Genomic DNA, 25,869 nt, shown 5'->3' with positions numbered 1-25,869 from the left:
AACAATTAAACACAAATTCGTTACTAACTTTTAATTTATGCATTGTTTATCTTCCATTTTTGGTCGCAAAAGGTCAAAATTAGCGGTTACTCATTTTGCTTATTTATTACTTAGGAATCATCATGCTCGAAGCCGTTGCGTTGCTTATCGTCGGTCTTGTTTTACTTGTTTGGAGTGCAGATAAGTTAGTTTTTGGCTCCGCTGCTCTGGCCCGCAACGTCGGTATTTCACCACTAGTGATCGGCATGACCATTCTAGCGATGGGCTCATCTGCACCAGAAATGATGGTTTCAGCAACCGCGGCATGGGATGGCAAAACCGATACCGCGGTTGGTAACGTACTGGGTTCCAACATCGCTAACATTGCTTTGATCCTAGGTATTACCGCGATTATCAAACCACTTTCTATAAGCTCTGCCGTGATTCGCCGTGAATTGCCTTTGATGATAGCAGTTACTGTGCTTGCCGGTATTTTGCTATGGGATAGCCACTTAGGTTTCTATGAAGGCATCTTGTTGTTCATTCTGTTCGCTGGTTTCTTATTTGCCATGCTGCAAATCAGCCGTAAAGAGCAGAAAGCCGGTGACGCGTTTGTTGATGAACAAGAATCAGAAGTTCCAGAAGGCGTAACTAACCCTAAAGCAATTATGTGGGTCGTGATTGGCTTGATACTGCTTCCTTTAGCAGCGAGCATGCTGGTAGATAATGCTGTTATCATCGCTAAATACTTTGGTATGAGCGACCTTGTGATTGGTCTAACTATCATTGCCATTGGTACTAGCCTTCCAGAGCTAGCCGCTTCTCTTGCAGGTGTTCTTAAAGGCGAAGACGACATGGCTGTAGGTAACATCATCGGCTCAAACGTATTCAATATTCTTGCGGTAATGGGCCTACCAGGCATTATCAACCCATCGATGCTGAGCGAATATGCAATGGGTCGTGATTTCTGGGTAATGCTAGGCGTGTCTCTGCTACTCGTAGCGATGTGTCTTGGTAAATCTCGAAGCATCAACCGACTAGAAGGTTCCATTCTGTTTGTATGTTTCTTGGCTTACCAAGTATACCTATTCGCAAACATGGCCGCTTAATAACAAAATAAGTAAACACGAATTGGAGCTCTGATATGCCCACTCAATTTGATTTTCGCGCAGCTGCTAAACAAGTTCTTGATATTGAAGTAACCGCTCTACAACAGCTAGACCAATACTTTAATGAACAGTTTGAACAAGCTTGTAAGTTGATTCTTTCTAATAGCGGTAAAGTTGTCGTGATGGGGATGGGCAAATCAGGTCATATTGGCAATAAGATTGCTGCAACACTAGCAAGTACTGGAACCTCTGCATTTTTTGTTCATCCAGGTGAGGCTGCGCATGGTGACCTTGGTATGATCAGTGCGGGTGACATCGTTATCGCGATTTCAAACTCGGGTGAATCTCATGAGATTCTGTCTCTATTCCCTGTGTTGAAACGTCTTAACATCAAAATCATCAGCATGACTGGCAAGCCAGAGTCGAACATGGCGAAGCTGTCTGATCTGCATCTGCAAATCACCGTACCAAAAGAAGCTTGCCCTCTTGGTCTCGCGCCAACCAGTAGCACCACTGCAACTTTGGTTATGGGTGATGCACTGGCGGTAGCTTTACTTCAGGCTCGTGGATTTTCCGCAGAAGACTTCGCTTTATCTCATCCAGGCGGTGCGCTGGGAAGAAAACTGTTGTTGAAGCTGTCTGATATTATGCACTTTGGAAACTCACTACCAAAAGTTTCACCGGATGCACTGATTCGTGATGCCTTACTCGAGATTTCAGAAAAAGGCTTGGGTATGACGGCTATCGTCGATGAACACGATGCTATGCTTGGAATATTCACCGATGGTGATTTACGTCGCACGCTAGATAAACGTATTGATATTCACACGACTGCAATTGGTGACGTAATGACTAGAAATCCAACCACAGCGCATCCAGATATGCTTGCTGTGGAAGGTTTAAATTTAATGCAAGATAAGAACATCAACGCTTTAGTTTTATGCGAAGACAACAAAATTGTTGGTGCACTGAATATGCATGATTTGTTAAAAGCAGGTGTAATGTGATCAGTACTCACTGTACTGCGCACTGCACCCCATTAAATAAGGCAATAGTCAGGGAAGTACTGAGCTAAATTATAGGCCTTTATTATATGAGTTTTACTCGCCTCCTTTATTTGCTGTTGTTGTTTGTAGTGGCCTGGTGTGGTTACTATTTACTATCAGCAGAACAAAGTGACCAGATACAAGTTGCTCCAAACCTGGAGCTCCCGATGTTTAGTGGCTCGGGGTTAGAAAATACCACTTATGCGGAAGATGGCGTTCGTAGCTACGTTATTCGATCGAGTAGTCTTGACCACTATGCGAAAAGTGGTGATACCATTTTCGAGAAACCAGAGTTAATGGTTTATCGAGAGGGTAGTGTCATTGAATGGAAAGTGACGGCCAAGCGAGCGGTCCTCGATGAAGATCAAGTTCTGACTCTGTATGACAAAGTACTTATGCAGAACCTATTGCCAGAGGCCAGCTTTGACACCATGGCAACAGATAAGATGGTCATTAACCTTAATAACCGAGATTTTAAAGCCGAGCAACAAGTATTGTTGGTTGGTCCACAATTTGAAACTACAGGAGGCGCAATGCAAGGCAATTTAAAACTGCACACTGCGACTCTTTCAGAACAAGTTCAAGGTCGATATGAAACCATTACACCTTAGCCTATTAGCATTGGTTTTGGCAGCGCCTCAGGCGCTTGCTCTAAAGTCGGATACTCAACAGCCGGTTTACATCAATTCAGACACTCAGCAAGTGGATATGAAAAGTAATCAGGTAATCTTCAAAGGTGATGTGTCTCTGAAGCAAGGCAGTATCAACATAGAAGCAGATCGAATAGTGGTAACGCGCGATTCGAAAACTGAAGCGATCAAACAGATCCAAGCATTTGGTAAGCCGGCGACCTTTTCACAATTAATGGACGACGGAAAAACGCTAAGCGGTCAAGCGACTCAATTGGATTATCACATCTCAACTGATGAGCTAACCATGAAAGGACAAGCACAGCTTGCGCAAGACGGTAATACCATTAAAGGTTCTTCAATTCGTTATCAAATTGGCCAACAAAAACTGGTAGCAGATAGCTCCAAGAACGAGCGTGTAACCACTATCCTACAACCGAACCAAATCGAGAACTGATATGGCAGTACTGAGCGCAAAGAACCTTGCGAAAAGTTACAAAAAGCGCAAGGTTGTGACTGATGTGAGTCTAGAAGTCGAATCTGGCCAAATTGTTGGTCTGCTCGGGCCAAACGGTGCAGGTAAAACCACATCATTTTACATGATTGTAGGCTTGGTGCCTCGTGATGAAGGTATCATCACTATCGACGACCAAGATATTAGTATTCTACCTATGCATAGCCGTTCTCGTATGGGGATCGGCTACTTACCGCAAGAAGCATCAATCTTCCGTAAGCTATCTGTTGAAGACAATATCATGGCCGTTCTTGAGACTCGCCAAGAGTTAACACGAGAAGAGCGCCAAGATAAACTGGAAGATTTATTGGAAGAATTCCACATACAGCACATACGAAACAGTGCAGGTATGGCACTATCAGGTGGTGAACGCCGCCGTGTAGAAATTGCTCGTGCATTGGCAGCAAACCCTCAGTTCATTTTGTTGGATGAGCCGTTTGCAGGTGTAGACCCTATTTCGGTTAACGACATCAAGAAAATCATCGAACACTTGCGCGATCGCGGTCTTGGTGTATTAATCACTGACCACAACGTACGTGAAACCTTGGACGTGTGTGAAAAAGCCTATATCGTAAGCCAAGGTCACCTCATCGCTTCTGGGACTCCGGACGAAGTTCTCAACAACGAACAAGTGAAACAAGTTTATCTCGGCGAACAATTCCGTCTATGATTACATTAGGAACGGTAAGATTCTGAGCATTACAAGGTAAGTAACACTGAATGAAACCTTCATTACAACTCAAGCTAGGTCAACAGTTAGCCATGACGCCGCAGCTGCAACAAGCGATTCGTTTGTTGCAATTGTCGACGCTCGATCTTCAACAAGAAATCCAAGAAGCGTTGGACTCCAACCCGTTACTGGAAGTTGAAGAAGGCCACGAAGAGCCTCAAGCAAATGGTGAAGACAAATCAGCGTCTGAATCTGCTGATAACAGTGCGAACGAAGCCAACGATGCCTCAGAGCCCGACCTTCCAGACAGCTCAGACGTGATTGAAAAATCGGAAATCAGCTCTGAGCTAGAAATTGATACTACTTGGGATGACGTATACAGCGCAAACACGGGCAGCACTGGCCTAGCGCTGGATGACGACATGCCAGTCTACCAAGGTGAGACCACGGAGTCGCTGCACGATTACCTCATGTGGCAGTTAGACTTAACACCTTTCAGTGAAACCGACCGCACCATCGCCCTCGCGATAATCGATGCCATCGACGACTACGGCTACCTAACCCTTTCTCCTGAAGAAATCCACGAAAGCTTCGATAACGAAGAAGTGGAATTAGATGAAGTAGAAGCGGTACGTAAGCGTATCCAACAATTTGACCCACTTGGTGTAGCCTCTCGCAACCTGCAAGAATGCTTGCTACTGCAACTGGCGACCTTCCCTGAAGACACGCCGTGGCTCGCTGAAGCAAAAATGGTGTTAAGCGATCATATCGACCACCTTGGTAATCGCGACTACAAGCTGGTAATCAAAGAAACTAAGCTTAAAGAGGCGGACTTGCGTGAAGTATTGAAGTTGATTCAACAACTTGATCCGCGCCCAGGTAGTCGTATCACACCCGATGACACTGAATACGTCATTCCGGATGTGTCCGTATTTAAAGATCATGGTAAATGGACCGTCTCCATAAACCCTGACAGCATTCCGAAACTAAAAGTAAATCAACAATATGCGCAACTAGGCAAAGGCAACAGTGCGGATAGCCAGTACATTCGCAGCAATTTGCAAGAGGCAAAATGGCTAATCAAGAGCCTAGAAAGCAGAAACGAGACGCTTCTCAAAGTTGCAAGATGTATTGTTGAACATCAACAAGATTTCTTCGAGTATGGTGAAGAAGCCATGAAACCAATGGTACTTAACGATGTAGCATTGGATGTGGACATGCATGAGTCAACGATCTCTCGTGTGACTACACAGAAGTTTATGCATACCCCACGTGGCATTTTTGAATTGAAGTACTTCTTCTCTAGTCATGTTAGTACAGACAATGGTGGAGAATGTTCGTCCACAGCAATTCGCGCTCTCATAAAAAAACTGGTCGCAGCGGAAAATACCGCTAAACCATTGAGTGACAGCAAAATTGCTGCTCTTCTGGCTGACCAAGGGATTCAAGTCGCAAGACGAACGATCGCGAAGTATCGTGAATCCTTGGGTATCGCCCCTTCAAGTCAGCGTAAACGCCTACTTTAAGGCACCAACTGAAAAGGAAAGTCTATGCAAATCAATATTCAAGGCCATCACGTTGATCTTACCGATTCAATGCAAGACTATGTTCAATCTAAGTTTCAGAAGCTCGAAAGGTTCTTCGACCACATCAATCAAGTACAAGTCGTACTAAAAGTTGAAAAACTCAACCAAATAGCGGAAGCTACGCTCCACATAAATCAGGGCGAAATCCACGCGTCATCGAATGACGAAAATATGTATGCAGCAATTGATTCGCTGGTGGATAAATTAGTTCGTCAACTTAACAAGCACAAAGAAAAACTAAACAGTCATTAATCATGCAATTGAGCGAGATACTGTCACTGGACTGCACCAAAAGTGCAGTCCATTGTACAAGTAAGAAACGTGCCCTAGAGATGATCAGTCAGATTGTCGCTGAAAACACGGGCCAAGATTCTACACAACTGTTTGAGTGTATGCTCAGCAGAGAAAAAATGGGGAGTACTGGTATCGGTAATGGTATTGCTATTCCTCACGCAAGAATGCAATCCAGCGACAAAGCTATCGCCGTTTTACTACAATGCGACGAAGCAATTGAGTTTGACGCTATCGACAACCGACCTGTCGACCTTCTTTTTGCTCTTCTTGTTCCCGAAGAACAGTGCAAAGAGCACCTCAAAACACTTTCCTCTATGGCAGAGCGCTTGAGTGATAAGCAAGTACTCAAAATGCTGCGTAAAGCTCAGAGTGACGAAGAACTCTACGACATTATGATTCATCAGTAATCGAGGCAATCACCATGCGATTAATCGTTGTTAGCGGGCACTCTGGTGCCGGGAAGAGTGTTGCCTTACGCGTACTTGAGGATTTAGGTTATTACTGTGTAGACAACCTACCAGTCAACTTACTCGACGCGTTTGTTCAATCAGTCTCTGAGAGCAAACAAAACGTTGCAGTAAGCATCGATATTCGAAATATCCCTAAGAAACTCAAAGAACTAAACACCACGCTAGAAAAGCTAAAGGCTGAGCTGGACGTTACGGTACTGTTCTTAGATGCGAATAAAGAAACGCTTCTCACCCGCTACAGCGAAACGCGTCGGATTCATCCGCTATCACTTGGCAGTCAGTCATTATCACTTGATCAGGCGATTGAGCTTGAACAAGAGATCTTAATGCCTCTGAAAGCACACGCAGACTTAGTTCTGAACAGTAGCGGTCAATCTCTGCATGATCTCAGTGAAACCGTACGTATGCGTGTGGAAGGCCGAGAACGCAAAGACTTGGTGATGGTGTTTGAGTCATTTGGTTTCAAATACGGTTTACCATCAGATGCAGATTACGTGTTTGATGTGCGCTTCTTACCAAACCCACATTGGGAGCCTGCGTTGCGCCCTCTTACTGGTTTGGATGCTCCGATCGGTGCGTTCCTAGAGCAGCATCAGTCGGTACTTGACCTAAAATACCAGATTGAAAGCTTCATTGAGACTTGGCTGCCTCTATTAGAGAAAAACAACCGCAGCTACCTGACCGTTGCGATTGGTTGTACTGGTGGCAAACATCGCTCGGTTTATCTCACTCAAAAAATCGGTGAGTACTTTGCGGATAAAGGACACCAAGTACAAATTCGCCACACTTCACTGGAAAAGAATGTTAAGGAATAACGGTGGAACTAAGTCGTAAAGTATTGATCCAAAACCGCTTAGGGTTACACGCCCGTGCAGCGGTTAAATTGGTCGAACTGGCACAGAGCTTCGATGCGGTGATCACCATCGATAACGAAGAAGACAAAACTGCAACTGCAGACAGCGTCATGGGCTTATTGATGCTGGAATCCGCCCAAGGACAATACGTGACTATCCACGCCATTGGTGACCAATCCGAGCAAGCCCTTGATGCAGTTTGCCATTTGATTGAAGATAAATTTGACGAAGGCGAGTGATTCACTCGCTTTTTTATTATCTCTAGCCAGATATCCCACATATACCCAAGTAACCTCGAGATGCTAGGTTCAGCGAGACTGACTTGGTTTGTAGACGCGGCGGCGATTTAAAGGTTTAGTGGGTCTAAATCAAGAATCGACAACAAAGTATACAAGCCAAGGCAGCTCGCCCTTTGGGAGCGTGTCATTGACCCGATTGCTGCGTCAAACAACTTGGAAAGAGCTGGCTATTACACTGCGTTGTTTTCCTTGCTCTCGAATCAATGACAACGCTCTGAATCCTGCATCTTGAAGTCACTTGGGTATAACTTTCACCTCCTGCTTAAATTCCGATAAATAATTTTGTCGACTTTCATAAGTTGTTATTAAAAGGTGCCTAGAATTAAGTTATTATTCAAAGCATTGTAAATATCAGGAATTGGGAGGAATGAATGGCAGAGCAAATAGAATTCGACCAAGCTCACCAAGCCCTCCAAGAAGTCACAGAAGCACTGGAAAACGGTCGCTTTGTCCATGTTCGTCGCCAACTGCAGGACATGGAACCTGAGGATATCGCACACCTTTTAGAAGCCTCGCCGCGTAAGAGTCGTGAGGTTCTTTGGCAGCTCACCGATCCAGAAGATTACGGTGAGATTCTTGACGAGCTAAACGAAGACGTTAAAGACAGTCTTGTGTCTAAAATGGCTCCTGAAGCGCTTGCAGAAGCGACGGAAGGCATGGACACCGATGACGTGGCTTACGTACTGCGTAGCTTGCCTGACGACGTCTCACGTGAAGTTCTGTCCCAGATGGACTCTGCCGATCGTCTGCGCGTGGAAACCGCCCTATCCTACCCTGAGGATACCGCGGGTGGACTGATGAACACCGACGTAATCACCATTCGTGGTGACGTTGATGTGGATGTTGTCCTGCGTTATCTGCGTATGAAAGGCGAGCTGCCTGAAGCAACTGACGCGCTGTACGTCATTGATGATGAGAGCAAACTGATTGGTGAACTACCGATCACGACGCTGATCACCACGCAACCTGATGTCAAAGTCAGTGAAGTGATGGAAGATGCGGATGATGCGATTACTGTTGATACTAGTGACTCTGACGTAGCAAGCCTGTTTGAGCGTCGTAACTGGGTATCTGCTCCGGTTGTGGATGAAAACCAGCACCTCGTTGGTCGTATCACCATCGATGACGTGGTCGACGTTATCCGCGAAGATGCTGAGCACTCAATGATGAGTATGGCGGGTATGGATGACGACGAAGATACCTTCGCGCCTGTAGTAAAGTCTGCTCGCAAACGTAGTATTTGGCTTGGTGCCAACGTACTTGCTGCACTAGCCGCTGCTTCTGTCTCCAACATGTTTGAAGCGACTCTAGACCAAATGGCTGCGATTGCCGTCCTGATGACGATCGTACCTTCAATGGGTGGTGTAGCAGGCAACCAAACCGTTGCGCTTGTGATCCGTGGCTTAGCACTCGGTCATATCGGTGACTCGAACAAACGCGAACTGTTGATGAAAGAAGCGGCTATCGGCTTGCTGAACGGCATCATGTGGGCGCTGATCATCGGTGGTATTGTAGTAGCCTGGAAAGGTAACTGGATGCTTGGCGGGATTATCTCGGCAGCCATGCTGACCAACCTGCTTGTGGCAGGTGTTGCGGGTGTAACTATCCCAATACTACTGAAGAAGATGAACATCGACCCAGCACTGGCTGGTGGTATGGCGCTGACGACAGTGACCGACGTGATTGGTCTTTCAGTTTTCCTCGGTCTCGCGACCTTGATGATTTAGCCTCAGTAATGACCTGTCGGTAACAAACAATAAAAAAGCCTGATGAACACATCAGGCTTTTTCGTATCTAGCGGTTAGTGAGCTTACTCACCAGCAACCTTCATGGTATCCAACAAGATAGAACCTGTTTGGATTTGTGAGCGTGTTTCTACGTCGCTACCCACAGCCACAATCTGATTGAACATGTCTTTCAAATTACCCGCAATAGTAATTTCAGACACTGGGTATTGGATTTCACCGTTTTCAACCCAGAAACCTGCAGCACCGCGAGAGTAATCGCCCGTGACAACGTTCACGCCTTGACCCATGGTTTCTGTTACCAGTAGACCGGTGCCAAGCTCTTTTAGCATTTGCTCGAAGTTTTGACCTGTCGACTTCACGTACCAGTTATGGATACCACCAGCGTGCCCCGTGGGGTCCATCTTCATCTTGCGAGCGGCATAGCTGGTTAGCAAGTAAGTAGCTAAAACACCATCGGTGATGATTTCACGATCTTGCGTGTATACACCTTCGCTATCGAACGGGCTGGAAGCCAATCCACGTAGTACGTGTGGACGCTCAGAAATGTTGAACCACTCAGGCAATACTTGCTTACCAAGATGATCCAATAGGAAAGAAGACTTGCGGTATAGGTTGCCACCGCTGATTGCCATCACTAGGTGACCAATCAAGCCGGTTGCTACATCCGCAGCAAACATCACCGGGTATTTGCCTGTCTTAAGCTTTTGCGCATCAAGGCGGCTGATGGTTTTCTCTGCAGCGTTGCGACCAACAGTTTCTGGTGTCCAAAGATCATCACGATGACGCGCAACGGTGTAGCTGTAATCACGTTCCATCTCGCCGTTTTGACCCACACCAATCACACAACAGCTGGTGCTATGACGGCTGGATGCATAGCTGGCTAGCAAGCCGTGACTGTTACCGTACACTTTTACGCCGTAGTGACTATCGTAGCTCGCCCCATCGCTTTGCTTAATCGCATCGCTGTAGTTCAATGCTTCTTTTTCAGCAGCAATCGCGACTTGCGCTGCGTAGTCTGGATCGGGAGCATCTGGGTGGAAAAGGTCTAAGTCTGGTACCTCTTTCACCATGTATTCTTTTGGAGCAGGACCTGCGAATGGGTCTTCTGATGTGTATTGAGCAATGTCTAGCGCCGCTAAGACCGTTTGCTCGATAGCAGCTTCACTCAAGTCAGATGTGGAAGCACTGCCTTTGCGTTGACCACGGTAGACGGTGATACCCAGTGCGCCATCGCTATTGAATTCAACGTTTTCCACGTCACCCATGCGAGTGGAAACACTCAAACCCGTGCTCTTGGTGATTGCGACTTCAGCGGCATCAGACTTCGCCGCAGCGATTTCTAGTGCACGTGAAACGGCTTGTTCTAGCTCGGTACGTTGCTCAGCAACCTGCTGTTTAATATCCATTGTCTTTCACATCATGTATTCGATGCACAATAGAATAACAAGAATTTCGCTTTCTCCCCACGATTCTTGTTAAAATAGTCATAATATTAATCAAAACACAGGCAACTGAAATGGCACGTAAGAATCAAAAAGCGCCATGGGAACCAGAAGAAGAGATCATCTGGGTAAGTAAATCCGAGATGAAGCGAGACATGGAAGAGCTGCAAAAGCTAGGTGAAGAGCTTGTAGGCCTAAAGCCAGCTGTTCTAGATAAGTTTCCATTGAGCGAAGACCTACGAGAAGCGGTTGCTGATGCACAACGCTTTAAAAACGAAGCGCGTCGTCGTCAGCTACAACGTATTGGTAAACTAATGCGTTACGAAGATCCAGAACCAATCCAAGCGGCACTGGATAAAATCCGCAACAAGCACTCACAAGCGACTGCCGCTCTGCACAAGCTAGAAGCGCTGCGTGATCGCGTTGTGGAAGAAGGCGATAAAGCGATTGATGACGTAATGGAACTGTACCCAGAAGCGGATCGTCAACGTCTACGTCAACTTGCTCGCCAAGCAGCGAAAGAGAAGAAAGCCGGTAAACCAGCAAAATCTTACCGTGAAATCTTCCAAATTCTTAAAGCGTTTGAAGAAGAAATGTAATTCAACGCTTAAGAACGTAAAAAGCAGACCTTTGTGTCTGCTTTTTTCATGCCGATTTTCTGCTATTACGCCAAGCGATTGAGACTTTCACCGCGTTCAAAGGCGTTAATATTTTCAATCAGAATCTCAGCCAAACGCTGAATCGATGAGTCACTACCCCAGGCAACGTGTGGCGTCAGCAATAGGTTCGGCAAGTGCATATTGGCAATCAGCGGATTATTCTCATTGGCGGGCTCTTGGGTAAAGACATCAACCCCAGCACCAGCAATCTCACCTTGCTTTAAGCCGTCCACCAAAGCTTGCTCATCCACCAAGCCACCACGTCCAGTATTAATCAAAATTGACGTAGGCTTCATCTGCTTAAGCTCCGCCGCGCCAATCAAGTTTTGCGTCTCATCATTCAAAGGGCAATGCAATGTGATGGCGTCCGCTTGCTCAAGAACATCAGCAAAAGAAACATAACCTTCTCGGCACTCAGTTACGCCTTTACGCTCGGCAAACAACACATTCATGCCCAATGCTTTTGCCAATTGTGCGGTTGCTTGACCTAATGCGCCGCTGCCAACCACACCCAAAGTGCTACCTGCAACGTCTCCAATCGGATGCGTAAAGAAACAGAACTGTTTATTGCGTTGCCACTCGCCCGCTGCGATATCTTGGTGATAACCAAACAAGTTACGGCGCAAAGCAAACAGCATCGCGATAACGTGTTCTGGCACAGAGCGGGTCGCATAACCACGTACGTTCGCGACCGCAACATTGTGCTCAGCGCAATAGTTGATATCGACGTTGTTGAACCCCGTGGCCGCCACGGCAATCATCTTAAGATTAGGAAGTAGAGAGAGAACAGCTTGGTCGAGCACCACTTTGTTACTGATCACGATATCCGCATCAGTGAGACGCTCAATCACTTGCTCTTGAGAAGTCAGCTCGTATTCCACCCAATCATGGGCAAAGCTCGGGCGGGGCACCTGAATTTGAACGGGGATGGTCGCGCGGTCGAGGAAGACCACTTTAGGCAGTGACATAACAACTCCTTGTTCACTGCCTAAAGATGAATTTATGGACGTGGCAGTGTTTTGTAATCTGGTAATTTACGCGCTGGGTCGAAATAGTCAAAGATCATCGCTTCCGCTTCCGGGTAAAAATCACAAGGGACAAAAATGCTTCGCACCCAATCGGTTTTCGGATGGTAGAAGCTCAGCTCAGCAGCATGTAATTCAAGTCGTTCAGAGAAGGCTTTCGCTTCTTCAGTTGCATAGAACTCATCGCCCACAATCGGGTGGCCTAATGCTTGCATGTGGACACGCAATTGGTGTGAGCGACCTGTGATAGGCAGTAAGCGTACAATTGTCGTCTTGGAGCCATCAGGATGTTCTTCTCGCTTCGCTACTTGGAAAAGCGTTTTAGATGGTTTGCCATCTTCAAAACACACTTTCTGCAACGGACGATTAGGCCAATCGCAAATCAACGGCAGGTCAATCTCACCCTCTTCTTGCTCTATGTGCCCCCAAACGCGCGCGTAGTAGATCTTGTGCGTCAATCGGTATTGAAACTGTTTCTTTAACGCGCTTTCTGCACGTTTGTTCTTCGCCAGTACCATCAAACCGGAAGTGCACATATCTAAGCGATGCACGACTTGAATATCTGGATACTGCTCAGTGAGTCGACTCCACATGCTGTCATAGTGCTCAGCGAGACGCCCCGGTACAGAGAGCAAACCCGATGGCTTATTCACAGCCAATATTTGCTCATCTTCAAAAACGACATCAATCCAGGGTTCGGTTGGTGGATTGTACTCAAGCATTGCCATGGGCAGGATCTCTACAGAATAAAAACGCGCTGATTATACCCAAGAGCCCTCAAGATGCATGCACAAAACACGTTTAATTTTATCGCCAATAAGGGTCGATATAACTTTTTGAAACAAAGAAAAACAACAAGTCAAATCACCAACAAAAATAAAAACAAAACAACTTGTAAAATTAAATTGACAACCATGCTGGGCATGTTACTTATAGTTCATCGTTGATGAACAAGGACAATAACAAATGGAATCGGCAGTACCAGATCAACCCCAATCCAAAATCTCCCAATTTGTACGCTCGTTGGGTCCCGGCATTCTGATGGCTTCAGCAGCAGTAGGTGGTTCTCACCTTGTAGCTTCAACTAAGGCCGGTGCCATTTATGGCTGGCAACTCGCTGTGCTTATCCTGCTGGTGAACCTTTTTAAATACCCATTTTTCCGAGCCGGCGTACAATACACTATGGGCACTGGCAAAACCTTAGTTGAAGGCTACGCTAAGCTTGGTCGCCCCTACCTGTGGCTGTTCTTATTCCTCAGCTCGGTTTCTGCGGTGATCAACACAGCAGCACTTTTGATGTTCAGTGCTAGCTTGTTGGGTTACTTCATTCCATTTTCATTGTCGATGGCGTCACTCAGCATCATTGTATTGGTCACGTGCTTGGTGATCCTATTTGCTGGTCATTACAAAGCGCTGGATACGCTCTCAAAAGTCATCATGACAATACTGACCATTGCGACATTACTAGCAGTAGCGATTGCGTTTGGTAATCCGGTAGAGCCTGTTGCGAACTTTGAATCCCCTTCTCCGTGGTCAATTGCTGCTATCGGCTTTATCGTCGTGACCATGGGTTGGATGCCAGCACCAATCGAGATCTCATGTTTAACCTCTGCGTGGTTAAAACGCCAAACCAGCCAACAAGAAGTGACAGCGAAATCAGCCCTGTTTGATTTCAACGTAGGCTACATTGGTACGGCAGTATTGGCGTTGGTATTTGTATCGCTAGGTGCATTGATGCTGCATGGTTCCGGCATTGAGCTTAAGAGCTCTGGCGTGGGCTTCTCCCACCAGCTTGTCGGCTTGTACGCTGCGACTATTGGTGAGTGGTCACGCTACCTAATTGCGGTGATTGCATTCTTCTGCATCTTCGGCAGTACAATCACCGTGATCGACGGTTACTCTCGCGTGATCTCAGACTCTCAACGCTTACTGCGTTCACAACCAGAGACCGATCCAAAAGCGACGTCGGCGATCATGCTCACGGTATCGGTATTAGCATTAGGCATTGTGGTGTTCTGGGCTTCAGCACTGCTACCAATGCTGAACTTTGCCATGGTGCTGGCGTTTATGACGACACCGTTTTTCGCGCTATTGAACTACATTCTGGTAAGCAAAACAGACTTACCTAAACCATTAGCGCTGGGTCGTAAATTGAAGTGGTTATCGATTGCTGGCTTGGTTTACTTATTCGGCTTCTTAGCACTGTTTATTTGGTGGAAGTGGCTAATGTAATTAGCTATTTACTGAGCCACTGAGGTAAACAACCCTCAGATAAAGAAAAAGGTCTTCAATTGAAGACCTTTTTTTGTGTGTTTGAACGCTGACTAGTTGTGGCTAACCACAATCAGACGTAGCGAATCTAGCTGAACCTGAGCTTGGTTGATGTAACCTGTTAGCTCTTTGATTTGTTCTTCAATCGATTCAATCTCTTCGTCACGGATGTTCGGGTTAACCGCTTTCAGTGCTTGTAGACGCTCAAGTTCTGCATTCAAGCTTTGTTGCATGTCTTGATGCGCTTGCTGACGTACCTCTTCCACTTTCTGCTCAACCAACGCGTCGCCCGCCTCAATCAGATGATGAACATCTTTCTGTACTGAAGTAACAAGCTTGCTACCAAGGTGACGGTTTACCGGGCTAAGCTGACGGTTAAAGCCTTCAAACTCAACCTGAGAAGACAGATCGTTGCCACGAGCATCCATCATCATGCGAATTGGCGTCTTTGGAAGGAAGCGAGTAATACCGCTGCGTTTTGGCGCTTGTGCATCCACCGCGTAAACCAGCTCAAGTAAGATAGTTCCTACTGGTAGCGCTTTGTTCTTCAATAGAGAAACCGCAGACGTACCGACACCTTCACTCATCAGCAAGTCGATACCACCTTGAATCATTGGGTGTTCCCAGCTGATAAAGTTCATATCTTCACGAGAGAGCGCCGTATCACGATCAAACGTGATGGTGGCACCTTCGTATGGCAAACCTGGGTAGCTTGGTACCATCATATGTTCAGACGGCGTTACCACAAGTGCGTTCTCGCCTTTGTCGTCTTGGTTTAAGCCAATGGTGTCAAACAGAGACAGTGCAAACGTTACTAGGTTTGTGTCACCATCTGTCGATGAAATCTTTTCAACAATTTGCTGCGCTTTCTCGCCACCGTTTGAATGCATCTCTAGTAGACGGTCACGGCCTTGCTCAAGTTGTGATTTCAGCTCTTTGTTCATCTTTGCAGATTCTTCAATCACTTCATCAAGGTTTGAAGTATCGCCAGACGCCAACATTTCAATCAGTGCATCAGAGTACTTGTCGTAAACCGCGCGACCTGTCGGGCAGGTTTCAGAGAACGCGTTCAGACCTTCATCAAACCAACGAGCAAGGATCGCTTGCGACGTACCTTTAAGGTAAGGCACATGGATGTCAATATCACGGTTTTGACCGATACGGTCTAGGCGACCAATACGCTGCTCTAGTAAGTCTGGGTTAAACGGCAAATCGAACATCACAAGCTGGTTAGCAAACTGGAAGTTACGACCTTCTGAGCCGATCTCGCTACAGATTAGTACCTGTGCACCGCCCTCTTCTTGCGCGAAGTACGCAGCGGCTTTGTCACGCTCAAGGATCGACATACCTTCGTGGAATACGGTGGCACGGATACCTTCACGCTCACGTAATGCTTGCTCAAGTTGCAGCGCGGTGCTTGCACGAGAGGCGATAACCAGTACTTTGTCGCTGCGTTTCTCTTTTACTTTCTCAAGTAGCCAGTTAACACGTGAGTCGAATTGCCACCAGCTTGACTCTTCACCTTCAAACTCTTGGAAGATTTCTTCTGGGTAAAGGTTCTTCACCGCGCGCGCTTCTGGTGTCATCTTGCCGCCGATCATGCCTGATACACGCATTGAAGTGGTGTACTGCTGTGGAATGTCCATTGGCATTAGATGTACGTTACGCTTCGGGAAGCCTTTGATTGCAGCACGCGTGTTACGGAACAGAACGCGGCCTGTACCGTGACGGTCCATCAGGTTATCGATCAGCTCTTGGCGCGCTGACGCTTTCGCTTCTTCATCGCTGTCGCTTTCGATAATGCGGAATAGCGGCTCGACATCTTGTTCAGAAAGCAGTTCTGTAATTTGGTTTTTCGCTTCGTCAGGCAGCTTCTCACCAGAGAACAGCGACGTAATAGCATCCGCTACTGGTGCGTATTGCTCTTCTTCTTCAACGAATGCGTCGTAATCGTAGAAGCGGTCTGGATCTAGCAGACGTAGACGAGCGAAGTGGCTCTCTCGGCCTAGCTGCTCTGGCGTTGCGGTTAGCAGTAACACACCCGCTGTGCGTTCTGCCAAACCTTCTACCACTTGATATTCTCGACTTGGTTTGTCTTGGCTCCACTCTAGATGGTGCGCTTCATCGACAACCAACAGATCCCACTCGCCTTCTAACGCTTGTTCAAAACGCTTGCGGCTCTTACGTAGGAAGTCTAGTGAACACAGCACGTATTGCTGTGTATCGAATGGGTTTTCAGCTTCTGCAAAGGCTTCAATACAACGCTCTTCATCGAAGATAGAAAAGTGCAGGTTGAAACGACGCATCATCTCTACCAGCCACTGGTGTTGTAGTGTCTCAGGTACCACGATCAGAATACGTTCAGCACGACCTGACAGCACTTGCTGATGGATGATCATGCCCGCTTCGATGGTTTTACCTAGACCTACTTCGTCCGCGAGCAAAACGCGAGGCGCGTGACGACGACCGACTTCGTGCGCGATGTAAAGCTGATGAGGGATCAAACCTGCGCGCATGCCACACAGACCACGCATTGGGCTCTTGTGTTGTTCAAATTGGTTTTGTAGCGCACGGTAGCGAAGTACAAAGTTGTCCATGCGGTCGATTTGACCTGCGTACAACTTGTCTTGCGGCTTGTTAAAACGAATGTGGTTGCTTAGGAAGATTTCACGCAACACGATCGCCGTCTCTTGCGTGTCTTCACGAGTACCGAAATAGGTGTATAGACCTTCATCTTCCAGTACTTCTTCAACTTTTAATGACCAACCTTCTTGGCAATCGATGACATCACCGACGTTGAACGTTACTCGGGTAACTGGTGCATCGTTACGTGCGTAAACTCGGTTTTCCTCTGATGCTGCAAACATCAATGTCACAGTACGAGCATCCATTGCTACTACGGTACCTAAACCTAAATCGCTTTCCGTATCGCTAATCCAGCGCTGCCCCAAAGCAAATGTCATGAATTGACTACCTCGTTATTAGTTCTTGATTCGTATTTCTTGTTGGTCTACTCACACCCGAAGGCATGGGTAATAGTTTAGATCTGATTCTGGCTTCTGCTATGCCAATCGAGCTTGTCATGCCACTATTGCTGAACATTTTTAAGCCAGCTAAGCATAATAATTCTCTCATAGCCTATGCCCAGAAAAAGGTCGCTAATCTTACTTGAAGCTGTGATTTAGGTCACGTCGAAACGGCTGTAAGGGCAAACTTTTTTTCCTGAATTAGGAATGCAATCAAATTGTAAAAAACTCATGACAATTATTGAGTTGTAAGAAGTAAATATTACGTATACTTCTATTAAGGGGCGCTAAGAATCATTGAACATGATTTGAGCGCATTAAGTACACGATTAGGATCAACACGGGTTTGCTAGTAAGTTGTCTTGCTACTCGGTTGCGCACTAACCGACATTGCCCGACAACCTCTATTGCAAGCAATTAGAGTTAGGAAGAACTTTCCTTCTTAACTTTTAGCCAGCAAAGCCGCACTGCGGCAAGGAGACGCTATGGGCGATACCGATCGGAAACTGTTTGTACTCGATACTAACATTCTTCTTCATGAACCCTTCGCCATCTTCTCTTTCCAAGAACACGATGTCGTCATTCCAATGACCGTGTTGGAAGAACTCGACCGAATCAAAGACAGTAAACGCGATGTAGCAAGGGATGCACGCGTTGCTATTCGCGCCTTGGAAGATCTGTTTAAAGACGCAACACCGGATGAAATCTCTGAAGGTATTCCGGTTGCTAAAGACACCTCTTCCCAAGGCACCATCTCTATTTTGGCGGACTTCGAATTGCAGGAAACCGTCAAAGCCTTCGCCGACAAAGCCGGTGACAACCGCATCCTCAATGCGGTGCTTTACCTGCAAAATAAACGTGCACCACGAGAAGTTGTGCTCGTAACCAAAGACATCAACATGCGTTTGCGAGCCAAAGGTGCAGGTGTACGCTTCGTTGAGGACTATCGTACGGATCAACTGATTGATGATATCCAATACCTCACCAAAGGCTTCCAACAACGTGAAGGCGATTTTTGGAGTGGTGTTGATGAAGTTGATAGCTATGCGCTGGGCGGAAAAACATTCCACAAACTCAGTCGCGAGCCGTTCGAGCCGACCTTTATTAATCAATACGTGATTGATGAGGAGAGTGATTTTGTAGGACGAGTAGAAACCATCAATGAAGATAAAGTCACGCTACTCGATCTCAGTCGTGAGCGCATGATGCATCGACGTGCTTGGGACATTACACCGAAAAACATCTATCAAGGCATGGCAATGGATGCCCTACTCGATCCAGACATTGATTTGGTGATTCTGACTGGTGCGGCAGGTAGTGGTAAAACGCTCCTTGCCATGGCAGCTGCACTGGAACAAACCATTGAAAAAGGCATGTTCGATAAGATCATCGTAACGCGCAACACGCCAGACATTGGTGAGTCGATTGGTTTCTTGCCAGGCTCGGAAGAAGAGAAAATGATGCCGTGGTTGGCAGCGGTGACCGATACTTTGGAAGCTCTGCATAAGAACGACCACTGCACCGAAGGATCCATGAAGTACATCTGTGATAAAGCCAACATTCAGTTTAAGTCGATTAACTTTATGCGTGGTCGCTCGATCCAGAATGCATTTGTCCTGCTCGATGAGTGTCAGAACTTAACCGCTTCACAAATCAAAACCATCATCACCCGTTGTGGTGAAGGGACGAAGATTGTGTGTTCGGGTAACTTGGCACAAATTGACTCCCATTACCTCACACCTGTGACGTCTGGTTTGACTTATATGGTTGAACGCTTCAAGAACTTTGAAGGCAGCGCCAACATTCATCTCAACGGTGTGGTGCGCAGTCGCTTGGCAGAGTTTGCCGAAGAGAACTTATAATAACTATTTTCCTTCCCTTAAAAACAAAAAGAGCGCTCAGTGAGCGCTCTTTTATTCTTTAATAGCTTAACGTTTGATGCTCTAGGCTAAAAGTCGAGATTCCCTATCATCGCTCCTTCGTCGCGGTAGGGAATGACGATCTTTAACGCCATAGCTAATTGGTAGCTAATGCTTACTCAGTGCCACCAACGGTAATGGAATCTAGCTTCAATGTTGGCTGACCAACGCCAACCGGTACGCTTTGACCTGCTTTACCACACACGCCAACACCTCTGTCGATGCTTAGGTCGTTGCCCACCATAGAAACTTGCTGCATCGCCTCAATGCCAGAGCCAATAAGCGTTGCGCCTTTCACTGGGCGAGTGATTTTGCCATCTTCAATCAAGTACGCTTCCGATGCAGAGAACACGAATTTACCTGACGTGATGTCCACCTGACCGCCACCAAAGTTTGGTGCGTATAGACCTTTCTTCACCGTAGAGATGATCTCTTCTGGCGTGTGCTCACCCGGTAACATGTAAGTGTTAGTCATACGTGGCATTGGCAGATGCGCATATGATTCGCGGCGACCGTTACCTGTTGGGTTTACACCCATCAGACGTGCGTTCAACTTATCTTGCATGTAGCCTTTTAGGACACCATTTTCGATTAGTGTGTTGTATTGACCGTTCACGCCCTCATCATCCACATTCAATGAGCCACGCAGATCTTTCAGAGTGCCATCATCCACGATAGTACAAAGCGGAGACGTCACTTGTTCACCCATTTTGCCAGAAAATACGGATGACTCTTTACGGTTGAAGTCTCCCTCTAAACCGTGGCCTACCGCTTCGTGCAGCAATACGCCCGGCCAGCCAGAACCAAGTACCACAGGCATCATGCCTGCAGGTGCTGCTTCTGCTTCTAAGTTCACTAGCGCCATACGAATCGCTTCATCAGCGAATTGGAAGGCTTGCTTCACACCGTCTGTTTCAGACAGGAAGAAGTCGTAACCGAAACGACCACCGCCACCAGCGCTACCGCGTTCACGGCGATCGCCTTTTTCAGCAAGAACACTGATTGACAGGCGAACAAGCGGACGAATATCCCCAGCATAAGTACCATCGGTTGCTGCCACTAGCATTTGCTCATGCACACCACTGATGCTGATAGATACTTCTTTGATCATTGGCTCTTTGGTACGGATGTACGCATCTAGAGACAACAACAGTTCGGTTTTTTGTTGTTTTTCCCAGCTTGCTAGTGGGTTTACCGCATCGTAGTAAGCTTGGTTATCAGAACGCTTGAACGCGTGCACTTTGCCGTTTTGACCTTGCTGCGCAATACCACGCGCTGCAATTGCACTTTGCTTCAAACCTTCTAGTTGAATTTGGTCTGAATAGGCGAAACCGGTTTTCTCGCCTGTGACTGCTCGTACACCGACACCACAGTCAATATTGAAAGAGCCATCTTTAATGATGCTGTCTTCTAGAACGAGAGACTCGTGCCAGCTGGACTGAAAGTAAATGTCCGCATAATCGATCTGGCGCGTCGCAATGCTCGCTAGTGTGTCAGCGATGTCTTGCTCTGTCAGACCGTTTGGGGCAAGGAGTGCCTGTTCTATTTGGTTTATGCTCATAGTTAGCTCTTTTATTTCCGTTTCAATTCATTTTGAAAGCGACTGTGTTGAGTCAGCGGCATATTCTGCCTTACTTGCTGGTTGTGTGACAAATCTATCTCCGCCACCAGCAATCCTACTTGGTCATTCAATTGTTGGTGAACGCTTCCCCAAGGGTCAATCACCATGGAGTGCCCCCAAGTTTGGCGACCACAAGGATGCGCCCCCGTTTGCCCACAGGCAAGAACCCAGCATTGGGTTTCTATCGCTCGTGCTCTTAGCAGTATTTCCCAATGCGCTTCACCCGTGACAGCGGTAAAAGCTGCCGGCACAATGATCACTTGAGCGCCTGCTAAGCGTAGCGCTTTAAACAATTCAGGAAAGCGTACGTCGTAGCAAATACTTAAGCCTACCGTACCAATATTGGTCTCTGCCGTCACGATGCGATTGCCAGCAGTAAAGGTATCCGACTCACGATAACTGCCATGTCCATCGGCGACATCCACATCAAACATATGCAGCTTATCGTAGTTAGCAATGCACTCGCCTTGTGGTGAGAAAACCAACGTTGTAGTAGTCACACCTTGCTCAGTACGAATCGGCATACTGCCCACGATTAAAGTCAGTTGGTTGTGCTGTGCGATATCAGATAAACGCTGTTGAATCGGACCGTCACCCAAGGCTTCTGCATTCTGGTGATACGCCTCTCGGTTGGCAAACTGTGTGGCGTTCTCTGGCGTCACAACCAGCTTAACACCTTGCTCGGCAGCCAATGCACACTGCTTGGCAATGAAGTCCAGATTCTCCTCGATATCTGGGCCGGATGTCATTTGAATGATGCCAACACGTTCCATGTTCTCTATTCCTTGTACGTAAGAAGAGTAACTGCGCGATTATTTCGCTTGTTCGCGCAGCTTTTCTGGCAACTTGTATTCGCCTTTGCTTCGTGAAATCTCTTTTACAGTAGGTGAATCCAGTGGACCTTTCACTTCATAGTTTACTTGCGTGAAGACCTCTACTACAGGAGAAATCACCGTCGAAATCGCCAGTACATACAGCGCTGTTTGAGGGGCGACTGCAAATGCTGTCAGCATTGGAATACCTGATGTAATGTCTGGAGTGAACTTCACTTCCGCATCAACCAAACGTGTGTTCATATCAGCAATACCGCGGATCTGCATTTCACCAGCCAAGGCATCCATCACAATATCGTTGGTGATAAACACACCGTCTTGGATTTTACCTGTGCCCGTAATTGAGTTAAAAGCCATGCCTTTGTCGAATACATCGGTAAAGTCGAGCTGCATCTTACGAATGATAGAATCGAGACTAAACAGACCTAACAATCGCGCAGCACCGCTGACTTCAGTGATCACGCCTTTGCCAAACTCACTAGAAACCTCTCCTTGCAAGCTCTGCGTTTTCATTGCCCACGGAGCACCATCCCAATCTAATTGTGCATCAATTTCGAATGGAGCCTGTTGTATGCCAGAAGTAATACCAAAGCGCTCCATTAAGTCACTGTTGTTTTCACCTTGAACCTTCATGGTAAGATTCGAGTGACTGCGCTCCTTGGTTAGCTCCCACCAGCCATTCATATCGACTCGGTTCTGGCCACTACTGAAGGTGACATTTTTCCACTCAAGGCGGTTATCACGACGTTCAAGATCTACGTTAACCTTACCGACCTTGTAACCTTGCAACCAGAAGTCATCAATATTCAAGGTCAAGTTCGGCATCTCAGCATGGAACTTACGATCAAAATTTGAGATAAGCGGTGCAGCTTGATCTTCACTGGCAAACAGCGAGTTGCGCTCTTTTGTCATCTCATCGAAGCCAGGAATATAAAGATGCAAGTGTTCAAGTGAAACCGATAAATCATAAGGCTTGAGGTAATTCGCTTTCCCTTTTACCTCCTGACTATCCACATCCAATAGCCAGCTTAAGTTCTTCTTACGAGCAGTTAGATCGACATCGTGAAATTCAATACCAGCCAATTGAAGTGTTTGTACGTCTAAATCTATATTAGTTGGTTTAGGGATAGCCGGCGTCGCCATCTCAGAGAGCACAGATGGCTGGTCACTTACAGGAACATGCATCAGTTCAGCCCAGCGATCGATGCTCAGCTCATCCAAGCGAATTGAAGCATGGTGACCAACAATTGGATTCATTCTAAAGCCGCCATTCCCGATCACAAGATTGGTCGCAGTAAGCTCAGGAACGTTACCAGTAATATCGATTTCAGTTTGATATTTCGCACTTGGTAATTGCAAGCGAGCAGAAATCACTTCTTGATTACCTGAAGCTTGTAACTTTGCTGTGCCTGCTTCTCCAGTCGCCTTAGCTAATGGATATGGGTATTCGCTTGCTAATTGGTTCAGTTTCGCAATGACATCCACTTGGTAAGTAAAACCAACATCATTGAGTTGAAGCTCAACATCCATCTGCCAAGGCGCATGACCAGAAACTAAATTTAGCCAACGTTCACCTAAGTAGGGTTTTAGCGGGTCGACTTCCCAATCCCCCAAGGTGTTAATGGTCACGTTATAGCCTTGCTCAGCATTCTCCCCACGAAAATCGAGAGAGATGGGTTGGTTTAACAACTTGGCAGATAAGCCCGATGTCGTCACAACATCGTTATCAAACTTGATTCGCCCTGTCGCACTTTCTAGTCGCATTGGTGGCGCATCAATATCAACACGATTATTTTTAAGATCCGCGTACCCCCAAGCTCGCGCATCTTTTTCCATATCAAATGGAATATTTAACTGAAACTCTGAATAAACCGGACCACTTACTTGCAATGCCGTCAATGCAGCCCCAACAGAGTCAACTAATGGGGTTGCCATCATGTAATCGCGAACTTCATTCCCTGACGCGCTTGCTTTGGCCTCAATTTCGATGTGACCACCTTCGGCCAATTCGGGAATGCGCCCTGTGATACGTTTGGCTTTAACACCATTCAATGTCGCCGATTTGGAATCCAAATACATCGCATCATTTTCAAATAACAGATCCAGTTGTAAGTTGGTAATGGTTGGCCACGCAGTATCAAAACTGAACTTTGCATCCTTTAGCCCAACCCAAGCTTGGAACATGCCATTGTGCTCTTTGTATGGAAAATCACCCAGTTCGCCATACCAAAGTAGTTTTGCGGTATTGACCTTACCACCTTGAATCGCAGTAGATAGGTAATCTGTCAGATCTTGTCCAAGTGCCAGTGTCGGTAGATAACGCCAAGTTTCGCCCGCATTATAGAGATCCGCTTCGGCATAAAACGACAGGAATGGACTTTGCTCTTTCGGGAAATCCAAACGGAATGCGCCAAGCACCTGTAGATCCGGTGTCGCCGCGGTCACTTTGTCCGACCACAGACGCCAGCCCTCTTCATCTTGCTGCCAAATGATGTCCACTTCACCTTGCTTAATATTCAAAGGGGCTTGAAACACATCACCATACGGGAAAACATCATCGATCACCGTGACTTTTGCTTTTGCTTGATCTAGGTTACCCGCCACCTTACCTTGCACATGATTGAAACCCGGAAGCAGTTCCCATTGGGTTAAACCTAGCTCATCCACTTCAGCAGAGTAACGCAGCGTATCTAAACCACCATTCATTGCTAGACGAATGTCTTCCACTCGCCCCTTTGGCGCGAGCTTATCGAGGAAATCGGTAGTAGATTCAGACTTTGGCGCCAATTTCACCAAAGGTGTTAGCGCTTCAATATCCAATTGAGAAAGGTTGAGTAACCAACCATCTGGCTGCCAATCAAAAGCCACATCCAATTCAGGCCATGGCCTGTCATCCGTGCGGACTTTTAGTGAGTGACCATTTACTTTCCAACCCTTTTTATCTGGTGAAAGCTTGAAAATACCCGACTCTACGAGCAATTCGTGGCGACCTTTCTCATTCCACACCAGCTCAGACGGCTGCAGATCGACGTAAGCATAACTCGGTTGGCTATGTCTTAGTGTAAGCCAAGTGTTGAGGCTGACTTTGCCCGACTCCACGCCAGATTCATTTTGCATGTAAGTCGTTAGCCAAGGTGTCACAGAAACCTCTTGAGCACTCACATAAAACTCGCCGGAGACATCACGCAACGATCCATGATCTGTGAAGTTAGCGCGCACTAACAATGAATTGAGACTCGCATCGGCAATGCTCACTGTACCTTCGGCTAAGTGATGCTTACCTTGGTTACTCCAGCGGAGTTGTTCGATATCTAAACGACGAGTTTCACCTGAGATGGACTTATACCAAACTTGAGATGTGGTAATAGTAAAATCTTCAAATTGGCGTAATAGTAACGAATCTAACTTATCAATAAGAGTCGACTCATTACTTCTTAATTCAGGTTTTTCCGGTGCCGTTGGACGCTCTTCTATTGATAGAAAGTCAATATTTCGGATATCTAACGCTAAATCTCGAATAGTTAAGTCAGCAACAACTGGCTTAAGTGACAAGAGTGACTGGATAAGGTCAAACTCAATTTGAATCTCATCAACAGCGAAGCTTGCATCTTGGTTGTTTGGTAGATTCGCCTGAAGACCTTGCAGGGCGATTGAAGGGTGACTGTTTCGCCATGCGCCACTCACGCTAGCGATAGAAAAGTCAAAACCTGTGCCTTGCTTGACCCAGGTTTTGATTTCATCTTGAAAGTGATTAAGTTGTGGCAGCGCTATACGTAACGTGGTGACAAGAATGGCCAACGATACCAAAATTGTCACTACACCCCACGCAATAACGCGTCCGAAACGGTTAAAACCAGAATTCACAAATATTCCAA

Annotated in this window: 21 protein-coding genes; 14 read left to right on the top strand and 7 right to left on the bottom strand. The window is 46.6% G+C overall.

From position 1 onward, the window contains the following. The first annotated feature begins 122 nt into the window (after positions 1-122). The 11 genes from BSZ04_RS10170 to mgtE all read left to right on the top strand — a co-directional run bounded on the left by BSZ04_RS10170 (position 123) and on the right by mgtE (position 9,177). Positions 123-1,088 (top strand): calcium/sodium antiporter, encoded by a 966-nt coding sequence (locus BSZ04_RS10170; RefSeq protein ID WP_010450425.1) that lies wholly within the window; start codon positions 123-125, stop codon positions 1,086-1,088. 35 nt (positions 1,089-1,123) lie between these two features. Further along, entirely contained in the window at positions 1,124-2,095 is a 972-nt protein-coding gene (kdsD, locus tag BSZ04_RS10165) for an arabinose-5-phosphate isomerase KdsD (protein ID WP_088880344.1), read from the top strand. Between the two features lie 86 nt (positions 2,096-2,181). Beyond that, positions 2,182-2,745 carry an LPS export ABC transporter periplasmic protein LptC gene (gene lptC, locus BSZ04_RS10160; RefSeq protein WP_088880343.1) on the top strand — a complete coding sequence of 188 codons (564 nt, stop codon included), beginning with the start codon at positions 2,182-2,184 and terminating at the stop codon, positions 2,743-2,745. Beyond that, a complete protein-coding gene (gene lptA, locus BSZ04_RS10155; protein ID WP_088880342.1) occupies positions 2,726-3,220 on the top strand; it encodes a lipopolysaccharide transport periplasmic protein LptA in 495 nt (164 codons plus the stop codon). Before lptC ends, lptA begins: the two co-directional genes overlap by 20 nt. Position 3,221: 1 nt before the next feature. After that, a complete protein-coding gene (gene lptB, locus BSZ04_RS10150; RefSeq protein ID WP_088880341.1) occupies positions 3,222-3,947 on the top strand; it encodes an LPS export ABC transporter ATP-binding protein in 726 nt (241 codons plus the stop codon). Positions 3,948-3,997: 50 nt separating this feature from the next. Further along, positions 3,998-5,473, top strand: a complete 1,476-nt coding sequence (locus BSZ04_RS10145; protein WP_038884578.1) for an RNA polymerase factor sigma-54 — start codon at positions 3,998-4,000, stop codon at positions 5,471-5,473. Positions 5,474-5,497: 24 nt separating this feature from the next. Further along, complete coding sequence (gene hpf / locus BSZ04_RS10140; protein WP_010450437.1) at positions 5,498-5,785, top strand: ribosome hibernation promoting factor; 288 nt, start codon at positions 5,498-5,500, stop codon at positions 5,783-5,785. Positions 5,786-5,787: 2 nt separating this feature from the next. Continuing rightward, positions 5,788-6,234, top strand: a complete 447-nt coding sequence (gene ptsN, locus BSZ04_RS10135) for a PTS IIA-like nitrogen regulatory protein PtsN (RefSeq protein WP_010450439.1) — start codon at positions 5,788-5,790, stop codon at positions 6,232-6,234. A 14-nt stretch (positions 6,235-6,248) separates the two neighbouring features. Next, the gene (gene rapZ, locus BSZ04_RS10130; RefSeq protein ID WP_088880340.1) at positions 6,249-7,112 is read left to right on the top strand and encodes an RNase adapter RapZ; all 864 of its coding nucleotides are present in this window, start codon (positions 6,249-6,251) and stop codon (positions 7,110-7,112) included. Positions 7,113-7,114: 2 nt separating this feature from the next. Further along, on the top strand, positions 7,115-7,390 hold the full coding sequence (locus BSZ04_RS10125; protein WP_045391601.1) for an HPr family phosphocarrier protein: 276 nt from the start codon (positions 7,115-7,117) through the stop codon (positions 7,388-7,390). Between the two features lie 431 nt (positions 7,391-7,821). Continuing rightward, positions 7,822-9,177, top strand: coding sequence for a magnesium transporter (gene mgtE, locus BSZ04_RS10120; protein WP_010450444.1), 1,356 nt, complete (start codon positions 7,822-7,824; stop codon positions 9,175-9,177). Positions 9,178-9,260: 83 nt separating this feature from the next. Here mgtE and pmbA read toward each other — a convergent pair whose 3' ends face one another. Continuing rightward, positions 9,261-10,604 carry a metalloprotease PmbA gene (gene pmbA, locus BSZ04_RS10115; protein WP_010450446.1) on the bottom strand — a complete coding sequence of 448 codons (1,344 nt, stop codon included), beginning with the start codon at positions 10,602-10,604 and terminating at the stop codon, positions 9,261-9,263. Between the two features lie 110 nt (positions 10,605-10,714). Between pmbA and yjgA the strand changes: the two genes are divergently transcribed. Next, a complete protein-coding gene (yjgA, locus tag BSZ04_RS10110; protein ID WP_010450448.1) occupies positions 10,715-11,239 on the top strand; it encodes a ribosome biogenesis factor YjgA in 525 nt (174 codons plus the stop codon). Positions 11,240-11,304: 65 nt separating this feature from the next. Here the strand turns inward: yjgA and BSZ04_RS10105 are convergent, their stop codons facing one another. Both BSZ04_RS10105 and rluA read right to left on the bottom strand, forming a co-directional pair. Then, positions 11,305-12,267: a D-2-hydroxyacid dehydrogenase gene (locus BSZ04_RS10105; protein WP_088880339.1), complete on the bottom strand. Its 963-nt coding sequence runs from the start codon at positions 12,265-12,267 to the stop codon at positions 11,305-11,307. 32 nt (positions 12,268-12,299) lie between these two features. Beyond that, on the bottom strand, positions 12,300-13,052 hold the full coding sequence (rluA, locus tag BSZ04_RS10100; RefSeq protein ID WP_088880338.1) for a bifunctional tRNA pseudouridine(32) synthase/23S rRNA pseudouridine(746) synthase RluA: 753 nt from the start codon (positions 13,050-13,052) through the stop codon (positions 12,300-12,302). A 238-nt stretch (positions 13,053-13,290) separates the two neighbouring features. Between rluA and BSZ04_RS10095 the strand changes: the two genes are divergently transcribed. Continuing rightward, positions 13,291-14,556: an Nramp family divalent metal transporter gene (locus tag BSZ04_RS10095; protein WP_088880337.1), complete on the top strand. Its 1,266-nt coding sequence runs from the start codon at positions 13,291-13,293 to the stop codon at positions 14,554-14,556. 92 nt (positions 14,557-14,648) lie between these two features. Here the strand turns inward: BSZ04_RS10095 and rapA are convergent, their stop codons facing one another. Beyond that, positions 14,649-17,558 (bottom strand): RNA polymerase-associated protein RapA, encoded by a 2,910-nt coding sequence (rapA, locus tag BSZ04_RS10090; RefSeq protein ID WP_010450456.1) that lies wholly within the window; start codon positions 17,556-17,558, stop codon positions 14,649-14,651. 548 nt (positions 17,559-18,106) lie between these two features. Between rapA and BSZ04_RS10085 the strand changes: the two genes are divergently transcribed. Then, on the top strand, positions 18,107-19,483 hold the full coding sequence (locus BSZ04_RS10085) for a PhoH family protein (RefSeq protein WP_045391589.1): 1,377 nt from the start codon (positions 18,107-18,109) through the stop codon (positions 19,481-19,483). Between the two features lie 172 nt (positions 19,484-19,655). On the opposite strand, the gene tldD is transcribed toward BSZ04_RS10085, so the two are convergent. Genes tldD through BSZ04_RS10070 form a run of 3 tightly spaced genes read right to left on the bottom strand, consistent with a single transcriptional unit; the run spans position 19,656 to position 25,858 of the window. Then, positions 19,656-21,101: a metalloprotease TldD gene (tldD, locus tag BSZ04_RS10080; protein ID WP_010450465.1), complete on the bottom strand. Its 1,446-nt coding sequence runs from the start codon at positions 21,099-21,101 to the stop codon at positions 19,656-19,658. Positions 21,102-21,112: 11 nt separating this feature from the next. After that, positions 21,113-21,934 (bottom strand): carbon-nitrogen hydrolase family protein, encoded by an 822-nt coding sequence (locus BSZ04_RS10075; RefSeq protein WP_088880336.1) that lies wholly within the window; start codon positions 21,932-21,934, stop codon positions 21,113-21,115. Positions 21,935-21,973: 39 nt separating this feature from the next. Further along, on the bottom strand, positions 21,974-25,858 hold the full coding sequence (locus BSZ04_RS10070) for a YhdP family protein (protein ID WP_088880335.1): 3,885 nt from the start codon (positions 25,856-25,858) through the stop codon (positions 21,974-21,976). Positions 25,859-25,869 lie beyond the last annotated feature (11 nt).

This window comes from Vibrio rotiferianus, assembly GCF_002214395.1.
GTDB lineage: Bacteria > Pseudomonadota > Gammaproteobacteria > Enterobacterales > Vibrionaceae > Vibrio > Vibrio rotiferianus.
The sequence above is the reverse complement of the archived record's forward strand: the minus strand, read 5'-3'. Positions and strand labels throughout refer to the sequence as shown.

What these genes read in the sequence shown, in the direction of transcription:
- rapZ (WP_088880340.1), top strand. Translation starts at nt 6,249, where the DNA reads ATGCGATTAATCGTTGTTAGCGGGCACTCTGGTGCCGGGAAGAGTGTT.
- lptA (WP_088880342.1), top strand. Translation starts at nt 2,726, where the DNA reads ATGAAACCATTACACCTTAGCCTATTAGCATTGGTTTTGGCAGCGCCT.
- BSZ04_RS10145 (WP_038884578.1), top strand. Translation starts at nt 3,998, where the DNA reads ATGAAACCTTCATTACAACTCAAGCTAGGTCAACAGTTAGCCATGACG.
- BSZ04_RS10105 (WP_088880339.1), bottom strand. Translation starts at nt 12,267, where the DNA reads ATGTCACTGCCTAAAGTGGTCTTCCTCGACCGCGCGACCATCCCCGTT.
- mgtE (WP_010450444.1), top strand. Translation starts at nt 7,822, where the DNA reads ATGGCAGAGCAAATAGAATTCGACCAAGCTCACCAAGCCCTCCAAGAA.
- BSZ04_RS10075 (WP_088880336.1), bottom strand. Translation starts at nt 21,934, where the DNA reads ATGGAACGTGTTGGCATCATTCAAATGACATCCGGCCCAGATATCGAG.
- rapA (WP_010450456.1), bottom strand. Translation starts at nt 17,558, where the DNA reads ATGACATTTGCTTTGGGGCAGCGCTGGATTAGCGATACGGAAAGCGAT.
- kdsD (WP_088880344.1), top strand. Translation starts at nt 1,124, where the DNA reads ATGCCCACTCAATTTGATTTTCGCGCAGCTGCTAAACAAGTTCTTGAT.
- tldD (WP_010450465.1), bottom strand. Translation starts at nt 21,101, where the DNA reads ATGAGCATAAACCAAATAGAACAGGCACTCCTTGCCCCAAACGGTCTG.
- hpf (WP_010450437.1), top strand. Translation starts at nt 5,498, where the DNA reads ATGCAAATCAATATTCAAGGCCATCACGTTGATCTTACCGATTCAATG.
- BSZ04_RS10095 (WP_088880337.1), top strand. Translation starts at nt 13,291, where the DNA reads ATGGAATCGGCAGTACCAGATCAACCCCAATCCAAAATCTCCCAATTT.
- lptC (WP_088880343.1), top strand. Translation starts at nt 2,182, where the DNA reads ATGAGTTTTACTCGCCTCCTTTATTTGCTGTTGTTGTTTGTAGTGGCC.
- ptsN (WP_010450439.1), top strand. Translation starts at nt 5,788, where the DNA reads ATGCAATTGAGCGAGATACTGTCACTGGACTGCACCAAAAGTGCAGTC.
- pmbA (WP_010450446.1), bottom strand. Translation starts at nt 10,604, where the DNA reads ATGGATATTAAACAGCAGGTTGCTGAGCAACGTACCGAGCTAGAACAA.
- rluA (WP_088880338.1), bottom strand. Translation starts at nt 13,052, where the DNA reads ATGGCAATGCTTGAGTACAATCCACCAACCGAACCCTGGATTGATGTC.
- BSZ04_RS10085 (WP_045391589.1), top strand. Translation starts at nt 18,107, where the DNA reads ATGGGCGATACCGATCGGAAACTGTTTGTACTCGATACTAACATTCTT.
- lptB (WP_088880341.1), top strand. Translation starts at nt 3,222, where the DNA reads ATGGCAGTACTGAGCGCAAAGAACCTTGCGAAAAGTTACAAAAAGCGC.
- yjgA (WP_010450448.1), top strand. Translation starts at nt 10,715, where the DNA reads ATGGCACGTAAGAATCAAAAAGCGCCATGGGAACCAGAAGAAGAGATC.
- BSZ04_RS10170 (WP_010450425.1), top strand. Translation starts at nt 123, where the DNA reads ATGCTCGAAGCCGTTGCGTTGCTTATCGTCGGTCTTGTTTTACTTGTT.